A 13,915-nucleotide genomic window follows, 5' to 3' on the forward strand; every position below is an offset into this window, starting at 1 on the left:
GGGCTCAGGCGTGCAGGAGGGCTCGGAGGCGGTCGCGTTCGGCCCGGTCGGCGGGCGCGCCGCGCAGGGTGGGCGCCGAGCCGACGAGCAGCCGGGTGTAGACGTGGCCGGGACGGTTGACGACGGCGTGGGCGGTGCCGGTCTCCACCAGTTCACCCCGGTACAGGACGCCGACCCGGTCGGCGGTCCCGGCGACCGAGCCGAGGTCGTGGGAGATGAAGACCAGGGCCACCCCGTCCGCGCGCAGTTCCCCGAGGATGTCGAGGACGCGGACGCGGTTGGCGGAGTCCAGGGCGCTCACCGGCTCGTCCAGGATGACCAGGCGCGGCTCGGTGACCAGGGCGCGGGCCACGGCGACGCGCTGGCGCTGCCCGCCGGACAGCTCGCCGGGCAGCCGGCCGAGGAGTGCCGTGGTCAGGTGCACGCGGTCCAGGAACCGCCGGGCGCGGGCCGCCGCCTCCGTCCGCGGGACGCCGCGCACCAGCAGCGGCTCGGTGAGGGACTCCTCGACGGTGAGGTCCGGGTCGAGACTGCGCAGCGGGTCCTGGAAGACGTACTGGACCACTCCCCGGCGGCGCAGCGCGCGCCACCGGCGCTCGTCGTGGCCGGTGACGTCCTCGCCGTCGACGACGACCGTCCCGGCGGAGACCGGCACCAGGCCGAGCACGGCGCGGGCGAGGGTGGACTTGCCCGAGCCGGTCTCCCCGATGAGCCCGAGCGTCTCGCCGGGCGCGACGCTCAGCGAGACGCCGTCCAGGACGGTACGGCGCCGGCGGCGCGGGCCGTGGCGCACGGTGAGGCCGGTGACCTCCAGCACGGGACGCGGCGGGTGCGGGGCGCTGGTCACGGGGTCTCCTTCGACGGCTCGGGGGTGAGGACCTTCTCCAGGCCGTACCGCTCGTGCTCGGTGACGAGCAGCCGGGTGTACTCGTGCCGCGGGTCCCGCAGCACCGCGTCGGCCGGCCCCTGCTCGACCACCTCACCGTGCCGCATGACGAGCACCTCGTCGCAGAGCTGGGCGACGACGGCGAGGTCGTGGGAGACGACGACCAGCGCGAGCCCGGTCCGTTCCCGCAGGTCGGCGAGGAGGTCGAGGATCTCCGCCTGGACGGTGACGTCCAGCGCGGTGGTGGCCTCGTCGGCGATGAGCACCCGGGGCCCGGCGGCGATCGCCGCGGCGATCAGCACGCGTTGCAGCATGCCGCCGGACAGCTCGTACGGGTACTGCCCGCCGACCAGTTCGGGGTCGCGCAGCCGCACCGCGTCCAGCAGTTCCACCGCGCGCCGGCGCGCCGCGCGCCGCTTCAGGCCCAGTTTGACGCGGACCACCTCCGCGATCTGCGCGCCCACGGTGACCGAGGGGTCGAGATAGGACGCCGGGTCCTGGAAGACGGCGCTGATCACGGCACCCCGCAGCACGGTCCACCGGGCGGGCGTCAGCGTCGCGATGTCGGTGCCCTCGATCTCGATCGTGCCGCCGCCGACCTCGAAGCCCTCGGGGAGGATGCCGAGCACGGCACGGCAGGTGAGGGTCTTGCCGCTGCCGGACTCGCCGACGATACCGACCGTCCGGCCGGGGGCCAGCGCGAAGGTGACGCCGTGCACGACGTCCCGGCCGCCGGTCCGGTCGGTGACGCGGACGCCGCGCAGCGACAGCACGGGCGGGGCGGGGGCGTCCCCGGCCGGGCGCCGGTCCGCGCGGTCTCCCGGCAGGGACTCGGGCGGGGCGGGTACGGGAGGGACGGCCCCGGGACGGGCCGTCCTGGACGGAGCGGTCATCGCACGCCTCCGGAGGGAGCGGGAGCAGGGTCGGGACCGGTGGTCCCCGGACGCCGGCGGGCACCGCGGGACCGCAGCAGGGCGCGGCCGGCCTCACCGGAGACGTCGCGGATCGCGTCGGCGAGCAGGTTGCCCGCCCAGACGGTCACCATGATCAGCAGGGCCGGGGCCACCGGCGCCCACGGCTTCTGGCCGAGGTAGCCGAGGTCGGAGGCGAGCAGACCGCCCCAGGTCGGTTCCGGCGGCTGCACGCCGATGCCGAGGAAGGTCAGGCTGGAGACGATGACGAACCCGGTGCCGACGGTCTGCGCGAACGCCACCGCGACCGGCGGCAGCACCTTGGACCGCACATGGCGCCGGACGATCCAGCCGACCGGGGCACCCGCGATCACCGCCGCCTCCACGTACGGCGAGCGGGCCACGGTCAGCGTCGCGGCCCGCGCCACCCGGTAGAACAGGGGGGCCACCAGGACCCCGGTGACCAGCATCGCCTGGGTCAGGCCGTTGCCCAGCAGCGCGATCACGGCGACCGCGAACAGCAGGAACGGCAGCGCGACCAGTGTGTCAGCGAGCCGCAGCGTCACCCATTCGAAGGCCCGGCCCAGATAGACGGAGAGGATGCCGGGGACCGCGCCGACGACCAGCGCCGTCAGCGCGACCTCCAGGGCGCCGAGGACACTGACCCGGGAACCGGCCAGCAGCCGGCTCAGCTCGTCCCGGCCCAGGTTGTCGGTGCCGAGCCAGTGCCCCCCGGAGATCCCGGCCAGCACGTCGTCGCTGGTGGCGAGGGGGTCCTGCGGGGCGAGCAGCGGTCCGAGGGCCGCGAGCAGGGCGACCAGCAGCAGGACGGTCATGGCGACCCGGCCGGAGGTGAGGGAGAGAACGCGGCGCACCATGTCACACCCCTCGCTGTGCGGCCGGCGTGACCCGGGCCAGCACCAGGTTGACGATCAGGTTGAAGGAGACGACCAGGGCGACCGACACCACCAGCACCCCCTGCACCGCCGGTACGTCACCGGCCTGCGCGGAGTCGTTGGCGAACCGCCCGAAGCCCTGGAGGCCGAAGATCCACTCGGTGACGACGGAGGCGCCGACCAGGGCGGGGAACTTCAGGCCGAGGGTGGCCAGGGTCGGCCCCAGGCCGTTGCGCAGCACATGGGCGAAGAAGATCCGGCGCGGACTCAGCCCCCGGACCACCGCCCCCGTCACGTAGTTCTCGCGGTAGGCCGCCACCAGGCTGCCCCGCAACTGCCGGGCCACATCGGCGACGACGTCCAGGCTGAGGGCGAGCGCGGGCAGCGTGATGTGCGCGAGCCACGGCCCGACGCCCTGCGCGGCGGGCACGTACCCGCCCGAGGGGAACAGGCCCGACCCGACCGCGAACACGGAGACCAGCACGATGCCCACGACGAACGCGGGCATCACCGACACCACGGTGACCAGACCGGTGACCGCCCGGTCCACCCATGTGGTGCGGCGCAGCGCCGCCAGGGTGCCGAGCGCGAAGCCCAGCGTCACCCCGATGACCAGCGCGAGAGCCGCGACGGAGAGGCTGACGCCGAGGCCGAGCCCGATGAGGGTGGAGATGTCGGCGCCGTTGGTCCAGCTCGTACCGAGCTGACCGTGCAGGACGCCGGTGAACCAGTCCCAGTACTGCGCGAGGAAGGGCCGGTCCAGTCCCCACTGGGCCTCCACCCGGGCGATGGCCTCCGGCGTCGCCTCCTCGCCGAGCTGGATGCGGGCCGGGCTGAGCCCGCTGAGCGAGCGCAGCGCGAACGTGACGAAGGTGGCGACGACGAAGACCGGTACGAAGACCGCCACCGACCGGCCGGCGACGGCCAGGACCCGCGAGAGGGTGTGCCGCCTCACCGGGTGCCCCCGATCGTCACGCCGGTCCAGTTGAGGTGGGCGGGGTTCTTCGGCAGGCCGGAGACCGAGGGGCTCTTGGCGAAGAGGTTGGGGGAGGAGTACGTGAAGACCAGCGCCTTGCTGCGCAGGCCGGCCCGGGTGGCGGCCTGGAGGGTCTCCGCGTAGTGCGGGTCGTCCAGCGGGGTCCGGCGGACCTCGGCCACCGCCGCCTCGAAACCGGCGGGCTCGTACGGGGAGCTGAGGTTCAGCGGGCCGTCGGGTCCGAAGTGCGCGGTGAGGGTCTGCACCGCCGAGTCCCGGCCCGTGGTGCTGTACAGCGAGAAGGTCAGGTCCTTGGCGAAGAACGGGGTGGCCCAGTTCTTGTCGATCTTTATGTTCACGGTGATGCCGACCGCCGCCAGCTGCGACTGGACGATCTCGGCCGCCGGGTCCTCGGCGGGGATGACCAGATCGAGCTCGATGTCACCGGCCCGGTGCCCGGCCTCGGCCAGCAGCTTCCGGGCCTTCGCCGGGTCATGGGGGTAGGCGTTCTCCGACTCGGGGTCGTAGGCCACGTACCCCTTGGGGAAGGGCTGGTCGGTGGTCTCGCCGTAGCCGAAGGTCAGCTTGTCCACGAACTCCTGGCGGTTCACCGCGTACCGCACGGCATCGGCCACCCGGTCGTCGTCGAACGGCGCCTTGTTGACGTTGAGGCTGATGTTGGAGGCGTTGTAGCCCGGCTGGACGAAGACGTCGAGGCCGGCCTTCTTGGCGCTCCCGGCCTGGCTGGGGTCGAGGTCGGCGAAGTTGTAGACGCCGGTCCGCAGGCCGGAGACGACCGTGGAGGTGTCGGGCGCGGAGGTCAGTTCCACGTTCTCGATGTGGATGTGCTCCGCGTCCCAGTAGTCCGGGTTCTTCTCCAGGACGGCCTTGGTGCCGGGGATGAGCTGGGTGATGACGAACGGGCCCGCGCCGACCGGGTTCTGGTCCAGTTCCGCGGGGGACTTCGCCGCCTTCGGGCTGGCGATCTGCAGGACGCGTTCGCCGAGGAGCTGCGGGATCTGGTAGTCGACCTGGGTGAGGTGGAAGACGGCGTCCAGGCCGTCGGCCTCGACGGACTCGATGGACGTCAGGTCGCCGTGGAGCGCCGAGTTCTGCTGCCGCTGCGCCCGTTCGACGGCCGCCTTCACCGCGGCGGCGTCCACCGGCTCGCCGTCGCTGAACTTCAGCCCGGGGCGCAGGTGGAAGGTGATCTCGTCGCCCTCGTCGTCGTACTCCCAGCTCTCCGCCAGGTCGGGCACGGCCTCGCCCTTTTCGTCGACCCGGGTCAACGACGCGTAGACCAGGGCGAGTTCGCGGAACTGGGCGCCGCTGCCGCTGACCACCGGGTCCCAGTGGGCCGGGAAATAGGTCGAGGTCCACTTCAGGGTGGCCGCGCCGCCCGCCGCGGCGCCGGTGCCGCCGCAGGCGGCGAGGACGGGGACGAGGAGGAGGGCGAGCACGGCGCTCAGGGCGGCGGTGCGCGGGCGGCCGGGGGAGCGGGGGCGTCGGGGCATGGCTGACTTCCTGGTGAGGACGGCCGTGGTGAGCGGCCGGGGAGGAAAGGAGGGGCACGTACCGCCGCGACCGGCCCGCGCGGTCCCGCGGCGGGCATGCCGAGGGGGCGGGGAAGGGCAGGTGGGACCCGCCCCGCGCACGGCGGGGCATCACGGGACACGCGGAACGGCCTGAGGAGGAAGGGGAGATGGGCCGCGGGCCGCGAGGGAAAGGACCCCGCGTTCCGGTGCGGCGGGGAAGCCGGCCGGAACGGCGGAACGGGCTCGTGGGCGGCGTCGGTCAGCGACAGAGAGCGCTGCAGGTGCGCCGCAGATCCACGTAGCGGCACACCACACCGGGGTGCGTCGTCAGCATGCGGCCATCCTCGGGGGCGCGGTCGGCGACTGTCAATGGACACCGATCGATGTCTCATTGCGCGGACGGACATGACGGCTGATCAGAGGCAGGTCAGGGGTGCCGGGGCCGGGTCGCCGGATGGGTCGCGGCCTCCTCCGGGTGCAGCCACAGCGGACCGCCCGCGGTGTCCACCCGCACGGCACCGGTCGGGGGCCAGGCGCCCGGCGCGAGCAGCGCCCGCTCCGGCTCGGTCAGGCTCCGGCGGCGCTCCAGGGCCTCGGCGGGGGACAGCGTCTCCGGCGCCGGGCGCAGCCCGGGGCACACGGCGTCCAGGGCGGCGGTGTACGCCGTGAGCGGCCGCCAGCCGGGCACCGCCCGCCGTCCCCGGGGGCCGTGCACCAGCACCGTCGGCAGCGCGTACCGGTACCCGCCGTCGTCCGTCTCCTTGGCCGCGCCGGGGTGCGGCGACCCGGCGGCCGGCACGGACCGCACCTCGGGCACCGGGCGGCGCGCCTCCGCCCGGTCGGCCCGCACTTCCTCCCGCACCGCGTCCCCGGCGGCGTCGGCCCCCAGCCGCGCCGGGTCCAGGCCCGGCACACCCCGTACGGCGGCCAGCGCCAGGCCGGGGGTGTCGGCCGGCTCGCCCAGCACGAACACCGTCTCCCGCAGCCGGCGCAGCACCCGGTCGGCCACCTCGGCGCCCTGGCGTTCCGCCGCCCTGGCGACCAGCGAGGCGGGCCACGAGGACGCCGCCACCCGGCTCAGCCGCGCCGCCCGCGGGGCCCCGGTGTGGGCCCCGATCTCCGCCACGTACCGCGCGTACCAGGCGGTCTCCGCCGCCGGGTCCGGCGCCGGATCGTCGTCGTGGTCGAACAGCAGGCAGTACACCCGCCGCCAGCGCACCCGCCCGGCCAGCCCCGCGCGCAGCCGCCGGAACACCGGCTCGGAGCCCCAGGCCCAGGGACAGAGCGGGTCGGTGTACTCGACGACCTCGACCGGGAGGCGCTCCTCGGGCGGGGTCACGCGGCTCCCCCGGCGGCCGGTCCGCGCCGCGCCCCGGCGGCCAGCAGCGCGGCGACGGTCGTCCCGCCCAGCACCGCCGCCGCGTCCGCCTCGATCCGGCGCCACACCCCGGGCAGTCCGGCCGCGGCGCCGGGATAGTCCAGGCCGCCCAGGTCCTCCCCGCGCAGCGTGAGCACCTCGCCGTCGACGGCGCGGGTGACGTCGAGCAGGGTGATGGCGTCGGCGGGCCGGCCCAGCCAGTACCCGCCCTCGCAGCCGCGCTGACTGCGCACCAGGCCGGCCCGGCGCAGCTCGCCCACCACCGACTTCAGGAACCGGAACGGAATCTGCTGGGCCGAGGCGATCGCCTCGCAGGTCAAGGGGCGCGCGGGTTCGCGGGCGAGCTCCAGCAGGGCGCGCGCGGCGTAGTCCGCCTTCGCGGAGATATGCATGCCGCCATCATGCCCGAGCCACCGCCGGGCGCGGCCGGGAACCGGTGGCCCGCGGCTCCCGTTGCGGCAACATTGCCGCAGGTGAACAGCATTGGACACCTCTTGACATCCTTTTCGGGGCGGCCCTAGCGTCCCGGCCATGAGCAAGCCGCCCACGACCGCCGGTGAGGGCTTCCACCCGCACCTGTCCGACACCCCCGCTCCGGTGACGCCGCTGCGCGCGCGGCTGCACCACATCCGCGCCGGTTCCCTGGACGGCGGCACCGCGCAGACCGGCGGCATGCGACGCTTCGCCGCCGTCAGCGGCCGGGCCGTCGGCTCGGAGAAGCTCTGGATGGGCCAGACCCACGTCGCCCCGTCCACCTCCTCCTCCGACCACCACCACGGGGAGTCGGAGACGGCCATCTACGTGGTCAGCGGGCACCCCGAGTTCGTCTTCCTCGACGACTCGGGCGACGGGGAGCCGGAGGAGGTCCGGCTGCGCACCGCGCCCGGCGACTACGTCTTCGTCCCGCCGTTCGTGCCGCACCGCGAGGAGAACCCCGATCCCGCCGAGGAGGCCGTGGTGGTCATCGCCCGCAGCACCCAGGAGGCGATCGTCGTCAACCTCCCGGGGCTCCACGCGCTCCCGGCGCAGGGTGACTGACGGCCCGTCAGGCTTCCGCGGGTGCCCGGTACCGCCCCGCAAGCTCGGCGCCCTGCCCGCCGAACGCCGCGAGGTCCGCCTCGAAGACCCGCCGGAGCAGACTCCCGTCCTCCACACCCGGGGCGCAGACCGTCTCGCCCAGCTCCAGCCCGCGCAGCCCCGCGGTGACCACGTCCTCGGCGGACATCCGGGGCACCGCGCTCAGGTCGAGGCCCTGGCGCTCGTGGAACTCCGTCGCCACCACGCCGGGGCAGAGCACCTGCGCCCGCACCCCGCTACCGGACAGTTCCACGGCCAGGGCCTGGGTCATCGCGACGAGATGGGCCAGCGTGCCGGCGTAGACCGCCCGGTGCGGCAGCCCCGCCGCCGGTGCGGGACCGCTGAAGGCGATCATGCCCGCCACGTTGACGACCGCGCCGGCGCCGCGGGCCAGCATGCCCGGCACCGCGGCCCGCGCCAGCAGGGTCGGGGCGACCACCTTGACGTGGACGAGTTCCCGCGCCCGGTCGGCGGGCAGTTCGGCGAACGGCATGTAGTGGGCCACGCCCGCGTTGTTGACGAGCGTCGTCAACGGCTCGGCGGCGCAGACGGCGGCGACCGCGTCCACCCCCTCGTCGGTCGCCAGATCGGCGACCAGGGGGCGGATCGTGCCGCCGGGGAACTCGGCGGCCAGCTCCGCCAGCCGGCCGGCGCGACGGCCGACGGCCACCACCTCGTGACCCTGGCCGGCCAGCCGCCGGGCGAAGGCCCGGCCGATGCCGGAGGAGGCGCCGGTGACGAGTGCGAGCTTGCTCATGGGACTGCTCCTGCGGTGCGGGAAGGGAGATCCCGCCGGCCGGGGCGGCCGGCGGCGCTTCCCACGATGGGCCGCCCGCCGCCCGTCAGCCACCGCCCTCCCCGTCCTGGTACCGCCGGTACCGGCCGGGACCTCAGGGCGTCCGCAGGTCCCGCACCCGGCGCAGCTTGCCGACCGAGCGCTCCAGGGTGTCCGGGCCGACGACCTCCGCCTCGACCGTGACGCCGACCCCCTCCTTGACCGCCTTCACGAGCGTCCGCGCCGCCTCCTCGCGCAGCGCGGCAGGGGTGTCCGGCCGGGACTCCACCCGTACCGTCATGTGGTCCATCCGGCCCCGTCTGGTCAGCTCGATCAGGAAGTGGGGCGACAGGCCCGGCGTGCGCAGCACGATCTCCTCGACCTGGCTCGGGAAGACGTTCACCCCGCGCAGGATCACCAGGTCGTCGCAGCGGCCGGTGATCTTCTCGATCCGCCGGAACGCGGGCCGTGCCGTGCCCGGCAGCAGCCGGGTCAGGTCCCGGGTGCGGTAACGGACGACCGGCATCGCCTCCTTGGTGAGCGAGGTGAGGACCAGCTCGCCCTCCGCGCCGTCGGGCAGCACCTCGTCCGTGAGCGGGTCGACGATCTCGGGCCGGACGTGGTCCTCCCACACGTGCGGCCCGTCCTTGGTCTCCACGCACTCCTGCGCGACCCCGGGGCCCATCACCTCCGACAGTCCGTAGATGTCGACGGCGTGCAGGTCCGCCCGCTCCTCGATCTCCCGCCGCATCTCCTCCGTCCAGGGCTCCGCCCCGAAGATCCCGATCCGCAGCGACGTGGACCGCGGGTCCACGCCCTGCCGCTCGAACTCGTCCAGCAGCGTCAGCATGTACGACGGCGTCACCATGATGATCTCGGGCCGGAAGTCCTGGATGAGCCGCACCTGGCGCGCGGTCATCCCGCCCGACGCGGGGATCACCGTGCACCCGGCCCGCTCGGCGCCGTAGTGCGCGCCGAGCCCGCCGGTGAACAGCCCGTAGCCGTAACTCACGTGCACCTTGTGGCCGGGCCGGCCGCCCGCCGCCCGGATGGAACGGGCGACGAGGTCCGCCCAGGCCGAGAGGTCGCCGTCCGTGTACCCGACGACGGTGGGCCGGCCGGTGGTGCCGCTGGAGGCGTGCAGGCGCCGTACGTCCCGCATCGGTACGGCGAACATGCCGAACGGGTAGGAGTCCCGCAGATCCGCCTTGGTGGTGAACGGGAACCGGGCCAGGTCGGCAGGCGACCGGCAGTCGTCGGGCGTCACCCCGGCCGCGTCGAACTTCGCGCGGTACAGCTCGACATGGTCGTAGGCGTGCCGCAGGGTCCGCCGCAGCCGGCGGAGCTGGAGGTCCTCCAGCTCCGCGCGCGGCATCCGCTCCGCGTCGTCCAGGAGTTCCGCCGGGAGGGGGTCGCCGCGCCGGGGGCGGCCGGTGTCGGTGACGTGCGGTTCACGGGTCATCGCGGCTCCTCGCTCTGCGTGCTGCGGACGCGCCGGGTCCCGCCAGAGCATCCCCCTCGGGGCGCGGGGGCGGCACCGCCGCGCCACCCCGTGCGCCGACCGACCATTCGGTTCCGGTGCGGCCGGACCCAGTAATTCAAGCCTCGCCGCCGCCTGTCAAGAGATCCGCCGCGCACCGCCCGGCAAGCGGGTGCGGCCGGACGGTTGCCGGGACCCGGGGGTCTCTGCCTACCATGAACCGAACGATCGGTCGGTGGCGAGAGGGCGGCTGGGGTCAGGTGACAGGGATGACGGCAGGGCAGGCGAAACCGGCGGAACCGGCGGTGGCGGACGGCCTCCAGGAGCGCTTCGACGCGACGATCGCGCGCGACCAGCGCATCGAGCCGCGCGACTGGATGCCGAAGGGCTACCGCGCGACGCTGATCCGGCAGATCGCCCAGCACGCGCACTCGGAGATCATCGGCATGCAGCCGGAGGGCGAGTGGATCACCCGGGCGCCGTCACTGCGCCGCAAAGCGATCCTCTTCGCCAAGGTCCAGGACGAGGCCGGCCACGGCCTGTACCTCTACTCGGCCGCCGAGACCCTCGGCGCCGACCGCGCCGACCTGACCGAGCGGCTGATCGAGGGCCGCCAGAAATACTCGTCGATCTTCAACTACCCGACCCTGAGCTTCGCCGACGTCGGCGTGATCGGCTGGTTCGTGGACGGCGCCGCGATCTGCAACCAGGTACCGCTGTGCCGCAGCTCCTACGGCCCCTACGCCCGCGCCATGGTCCGCATCTGCAAGGAGGAGTCCTTCCACCAGCGGCAGGGCTACGAACTGCTGATGACGATGATGCGCGGCACCGACGCCCAGCGGGAGATGGTCCAGGACGCCGTGAACCGCTGGTGGTGGCCGTCCCTGATGATGTTCGGCCCGCCCGACGACAACTCCCCCAACTCCGCCCGGTCGATGGCCTGGAAGATCAAGCGGCACAGCAACGACGAACTGCGCCGCCGCTTCGTCGACATGACCGTCCCGCAGGCCGAGAAGCTCGGCGTCACCCTCCCCGACCCCGAGCTGCGCTGGAACGAGGAACGGGGACACCACGACTTCGGCACCCCCGACTGGGACGAGCTGACGCGCGTCATCCAGGGCGACGGACCGTGCAACGCGCGCCGCGTGGAGCGCCGGCGCACCGCCCACGAGGAGGGCGCCTGGGTCCGCGAGGCGGCCCTCGCCCACGCCGCCAAGCAGGCGGCCCGCACGGCGAGGGGAGCGGCGGCATGAGCACCGGGGAGCAGCGCGGCTGGCCACTGTACGAGGTGTTCGTACGCGGCAAGCGCGGCCTCAACCACGTCCACGTCGGCTCCCTGCACGCCGCCGACGACCGGATGGCCCTCACCCACGCCCGGGACCTGTACACCCGGCGCAACGAGGGCGTGAGCATCTGGGTGGTGCGCAGCGAGCACATCACCGCCTCCACCCGCGACGAGAAGGATCCCTTCTTCGACCCCAGCGCCGACAAGGTCTACCGGCACCCCACCTTCTACGACATCCCCGACGACGTCCCCCACATCTAGGAGCGGGGCATGAGCGACGACCACGTCTACCTGTCCCTGGCCGAGGAGCACGAGGACGACACCCGCTGGGCCTACGGCACCGGCTTCGAGGACCCCCTGCACGGCGTCGACACCACCGTCCCGGACGGCGTCGACCGGGCGGAACTGGCCGCCCTGTGCCTGGCACTCGGCGACGACGCGCTGGTCAGCGCCCAGCGGCTGGCCGAGTGGACCACCCGCGCCCCGGAGCTGGAGGAGGAGGTGGCCCTCGCCAACATCGGCCTCGACCTGCTCGGCCAGGCCCGCCTGCTCTACGCCCGCACCGGCCAGGTGGACGGCACCGGCCGCACCGAGGACGCCTACGCCTACCTCCGCGACCCCGCCGACTTCCGCAACGTCACCCTGGCCGAACTGCCGGGCGGCGACTTCGCGTTCAGCATCGCCCGGCTGCTCGTGCTCGCCAGCTGGCGGCTGGCCCACTTCGAGCGGCTCACCGCCTCGCCCGACCCGGTGCTCGCCGCCGTCGCCGCCAAGGGCGCCAAGGAACTGACGTACCACCGCCAGTACGCGGCCGAGTGGACCGTCCGGCTCGGCGACGGCACCGACGAGTCCCACCGGCGGATGCGGGCCGGGCTCCAGCAGGTCGTCCCCTACCTGGGCGAGCTGTTCTCCGCCTGCGACGTACGGGACGAGGTGGTCGCGGTCCTGCGCCAGGTCACCGACGCGGCGGGGCTGCCGCTGCCCGCCTGGCAGCCGCTGCCGCGCGCCGGCCGCACCGGCGCCCACACCGAGCACCTCGCCCCGCTGCTCGCCGAACTCCAGTCGGTGGCCCGCGCCCATCCGGGGGCGTCGTGGTGACCGCCCCGGCCGACGTCCGGCGCGCCCGGCGCCTCGCGGAGACGGTCCCCGACCCGGAGCTGCCCATGCTGACCCTCGCCGACCTCGGCGTCCTGCGCGCCGTAGAGGTCACCGGCGAGGGCACGGTCCGCGCCTCGCTCACCCCCACCTACTCCGGCTGTCCCGCCCTGGCCGAGATGCGGGCCATGGTGGCCGCGCGGCTGCGGGCGGCCGGGTTCGCCCGGGTGGAGGTGCGGACCGTCCTCGATCCGCCGTGGACCACCGACTGGATCACCCCCGAGGGTCGCCGCAAGCTCGCCGAGCACGGCATCGCGCCGCCCGGTCCCGCCCCGCGCCCTGCCCCCGGCCCGGTGCCGCTGGTGCTGTCCGGCACCCGGCGCGCGGTGCCCTGTCCCCGCTGCGGCGCCGCCGACACCGAGGAGACCTCCCGGTTCGGCGCCACCTCCTGCAAGGCGCTGTGGCGCTGCCGGGTCTGCCGCGAGCCCTTCGAGCACGTCAAGGAGATCTGATGGCGGACCCGACCGGCCCCGCCCCGGCGAAGCCCCGCCGCCGGCCCGCCTTCCACACCCTCGCGGTGGCCTCGGTGGAGCGGCTGTGCGAGGACGCCGCCGCCGTGCGGTTCGCCGTACCGGACGAGCTGGCCGAGGAGTTCGCGTTCGCGCCCGGCCAGTGCCTCACGCTGCGCCGCCGGGTCGGCGGACGCGACGAGCGGCGCTCGTACTCCCTGTGCTCCCCGGCCGGCGCCCCGCCCCGGATCGCCGTGCGGGAGGTGCCCGGCGGCCTGTTCTCCTCCTGGCTGGTACGGGAGCTGAAACCCGGCGACACCGTCGAGGTGATGACCCCCACCGGCGCCTTCACCCCCGACCTGACCGTCCCCGCCCACCACGTGCTCGTCGCCGCCGGCTCGGGCATCACCCCGATGCTCTCCATCGCCGAGTCCGTCCTCGCCGCCGACGACCGCTCCCGCGTCACCCTCTTCTACGGCAACCGCCGCACCGGCTCGGTGATGTTCGCCGACGAACTGGCCGACCTCAAGGACCTGCACCCTGCCCGCTTCCAGATCGCCCACGTCCTCTCCCGCGAGCCCCGCGAGGCCGAGCTGCTCACCGGACGCCTGGACGCCGGGCGGCTCGCCGCGCTCGTCGACGGCCTGGTCGACGTCACCACCGCCGGCCACTGGTGGCTGTGCGGCCCGCCCGGCATGGTCCAGGACGCCCGCAAGGTCCTGGCCGGCCTCGGCGTCCCCGCCGACCGCGTCCACCAGGAACTCTTCTACGCCGGTGAGGAACCGCCCGCCGCCGCCCGCCGCCCCGAGCCCCGCCCCGGCGGACCGGTCAGCCGGGTCACCGTCGTCCTGGACGGCCGCTCCACCACCACCGGGCTGCCCCGCGACAGCACCCTGCTCGACTCGGCCGCCCGGGTCCGCCCCGACCTGCCCTTCGCCTGCAAGGGCGGCGTCTGCGGCACCTGCCGGGCCCGGATCACCGACGGCGAGGCCGACATGCGCCGCAACTACGCCCTGGAACCGGCCGAGGTCACCGCGGGATACGTCCTGACCTGCCAGTCGTACCCCGTCTCCGAGACCCTGACCGTCGACTACGACAGCTGAGCCGGCCCG

At 74.5% G+C, this 13,915-nt stretch carries 15 protein-coding genes; 6 read left to right on the top strand and 9 right to left on the bottom strand.

Annotated features, from left to right (window positions below):
* Positions 1 to 4: 4 nt before the first annotated feature.
* The 7 genes from Sdagh_RS35210 to Sdagh_RS35240 all read right to left on the bottom strand — a co-directional run bounded on the left by Sdagh_RS35210 (position 5) and on the right by Sdagh_RS35240 (position 6,974).
* On the bottom strand, positions 5 to 847 hold the full coding sequence (locus Sdagh_RS35210; protein WP_190010843.1) for an ABC transporter ATP-binding protein: 843 nt from the start codon (positions 845 to 847) through the stop codon (positions 5 to 7).
* Positions 844 to 1,779 carry an ABC transporter ATP-binding protein gene (locus tag Sdagh_RS35215; RefSeq protein ID WP_190076519.1) on the bottom strand — a complete coding sequence of 312 codons (936 nt, stop codon included), beginning with the start codon at positions 1,777 to 1,779 and terminating at the stop codon, positions 844 to 846. The genes Sdagh_RS35210 and Sdagh_RS35215 overlap by 4 nt, the downstream gene beginning before the upstream one ends.
* Entirely contained in the window at positions 1,776 to 2,675 is a 900-nt protein-coding gene (locus tag Sdagh_RS35220) for an ABC transporter permease (protein WP_189414278.1), read from the bottom strand. The genes Sdagh_RS35215 and Sdagh_RS35220 overlap by 4 nt, the downstream gene beginning before the upstream one ends.
* A gap of 1 nt (position 2,676) precedes the next feature.
* Complete coding sequence (locus Sdagh_RS35225; RefSeq protein WP_226536189.1) at positions 2,677 to 3,648, bottom strand: ABC transporter permease; 972 nt, start codon at positions 3,646 to 3,648, stop codon at positions 2,677 to 2,679.
* Positions 3,645 to 5,183: an ABC transporter substrate-binding protein gene (locus tag Sdagh_RS35230; RefSeq protein ID WP_190076520.1), complete on the bottom strand. Its 1,539-nt coding sequence runs from the start codon at positions 5,181 to 5,183 to the stop codon at positions 3,645 to 3,647. Before Sdagh_RS35230 ends, Sdagh_RS35225 begins: the two co-directional genes overlap by 4 nt.
* 448 nt (positions 5,184 to 5,631) lie before the next feature.
* Entirely contained in the window at positions 5,632 to 6,543 is a 912-nt protein-coding gene (locus Sdagh_RS35235) for a DsbA family oxidoreductase (RefSeq protein ID WP_190076521.1), read from the bottom strand.
* Positions 6,540 to 6,974 carry an RrF2 family transcriptional regulator gene (locus Sdagh_RS35240; protein ID WP_189414281.1) on the bottom strand — a complete coding sequence of 145 codons (435 nt, stop codon included), beginning with the start codon at positions 6,972 to 6,974 and terminating at the stop codon, positions 6,540 to 6,542. The genes Sdagh_RS35235 and Sdagh_RS35240 overlap by 4 nt, the downstream gene beginning before the upstream one ends.
* Positions 6,975 to 7,113: 139 nt before the next feature.
* Here Sdagh_RS35240 and Sdagh_RS35245 point away from each other — a divergent pair, with 139 nt between their 5' ends.
* Entirely contained in the window at positions 7,114 to 7,620 is a 507-nt protein-coding gene (locus Sdagh_RS35245; RefSeq protein WP_189414282.1) for a cupin domain-containing protein, read from the top strand.
* Between the two features lie 7 nt (positions 7,621 to 7,627).
* Here the strand turns inward: Sdagh_RS35245 and Sdagh_RS35250 are convergent, their stop codons facing one another.
* Both Sdagh_RS35250 and paaK read right to left on the bottom strand, forming a co-directional pair.
* Positions 7,628 to 8,416 (bottom strand): SDR family NAD(P)-dependent oxidoreductase, encoded by a 789-nt coding sequence (locus Sdagh_RS35250; protein ID WP_190076522.1) that lies wholly within the window; start codon positions 8,414 to 8,416, stop codon positions 7,628 to 7,630.
* Positions 8,417 to 8,549: 133 nt separating this feature from the next.
* Entirely contained in the window at positions 8,550 to 9,896 is a 1,347-nt protein-coding gene (gene paaK, locus Sdagh_RS35255) for a phenylacetate--CoA ligase PaaK (RefSeq protein ID WP_189414284.1), read from the bottom strand.
* A gap of 287 nt (positions 9,897 to 10,183) precedes the next feature.
* Here paaK and paaA point away from each other — a divergent pair, with 287 nt between their 5' ends.
* From paaA to paaE, 5 genes are read left to right on the top strand one after another with little or no spacing between them, the layout of a single operon-like run.
* Positions 10,184 to 11,167 (top strand): 1,2-phenylacetyl-CoA epoxidase subunit PaaA, encoded by a 984-nt coding sequence (gene paaA / locus Sdagh_RS35260; protein WP_190076523.1) that lies wholly within the window; start codon positions 10,184 to 10,186, stop codon positions 11,165 to 11,167.
* Positions 11,164 to 11,460: a 1,2-phenylacetyl-CoA epoxidase subunit PaaB gene (gene paaB / locus Sdagh_RS35265; RefSeq protein WP_189414286.1), complete on the top strand. Its 297-nt coding sequence runs from the start codon at positions 11,164 to 11,166 to the stop codon at positions 11,458 to 11,460. The genes paaA and paaB overlap by 4 nt, the downstream gene beginning before the upstream one ends.
* A gap of 9 nt (positions 11,461 to 11,469) precedes the next feature.
* Positions 11,470 to 12,297 carry a 1,2-phenylacetyl-CoA epoxidase subunit PaaC gene (paaC, locus tag Sdagh_RS35270; RefSeq protein WP_189414287.1) on the top strand — a complete coding sequence of 276 codons (828 nt, stop codon included), beginning with the start codon at positions 11,470 to 11,472 and terminating at the stop codon, positions 12,295 to 12,297.
* Positions 12,291 to 12,806 (top strand): 1,2-phenylacetyl-CoA epoxidase subunit PaaD, encoded by a 516-nt coding sequence (gene paaD / locus Sdagh_RS35275; RefSeq protein WP_189414288.1) that lies wholly within the window; start codon positions 12,291 to 12,293, stop codon positions 12,804 to 12,806. The genes paaC and paaD overlap by 7 nt, the downstream gene beginning before the upstream one ends.
* On the top strand, positions 12,806 to 13,906 hold the full coding sequence (gene paaE / locus Sdagh_RS35280; protein WP_189414289.1) for a 1,2-phenylacetyl-CoA epoxidase subunit PaaE: 1,101 nt from the start codon (positions 12,806 to 12,808) through the stop codon (positions 13,904 to 13,906). The genes paaD and paaE overlap by 1 nt, the downstream gene beginning before the upstream one ends.
* Positions 13,907 to 13,915 lie beyond the last annotated feature (9 nt).

The sequence above is a fragment of the Streptomyces daghestanicus genome (assembly GCF_020521275.1).
GTDB classification, from domain to species: Bacteria; Actinomycetota; Actinomycetes; order Streptomycetales; family Streptomycetaceae; genus Streptomyces; species Streptomyces griseoviridis.

Coding starts and splice junctions, on each gene's coding strand:
- Sdagh_RS35250 (WP_190076522.1), bottom strand. CDS start 8,416: ATGAGCAAGCTCGCACTCGTCACCGGCGCCTCCTCCGGCATCGGCCGG.
- paaB (WP_189414286.1), top strand. CDS start 11,164: ATGAGCACCGGGGAGCAGCGCGGCTGGCCACTGTACGAGGTGTTCGTA.
- Sdagh_RS35230 (WP_190076520.1), bottom strand. CDS start 5,183: ATGCCCCGACGCCCCCGCTCCCCCGGCCGCCCGCGCACCGCCGCCCTG.
- Sdagh_RS35240 (WP_189414281.1), bottom strand. CDS start 6,974: ATGCATATCTCCGCGAAGGCGGACTACGCCGCGCGCGCCCTGCTGGAG.
- paaA (WP_190076523.1), top strand. CDS start 10,184: ATGACGGCAGGGCAGGCGAAACCGGCGGAACCGGCGGTGGCGGACGGC.
- paaK (WP_189414284.1), bottom strand. CDS start 9,896: ATGACCCGTGAACCGCACGTCACCGACACCGGCCGCCCCCGGCGCGGC.
- Sdagh_RS35245 (WP_189414282.1), top strand. CDS start 7,114: ATGAGCAAGCCGCCCACGACCGCCGGTGAGGGCTTCCACCCGCACCTG.
- paaE (WP_189414289.1), top strand. CDS start 12,806: ATGGCGGACCCGACCGGCCCCGCCCCGGCGAAGCCCCGCCGCCGGCCC.
- Sdagh_RS35220 (WP_189414278.1), bottom strand. CDS start 2,675: ATGGTGCGCCGCGTTCTCTCCCTCACCTCCGGCCGGGTCGCCATGACC.
- paaC (WP_189414287.1), top strand. CDS start 11,470: ATGAGCGACGACCACGTCTACCTGTCCCTGGCCGAGGAGCACGAGGAC.
- Sdagh_RS35215 (WP_190076519.1), bottom strand. CDS start 1,779: ATGACCGCTCCGTCCAGGACGGCCCGTCCCGGGGCCGTCCCTCCCGTA.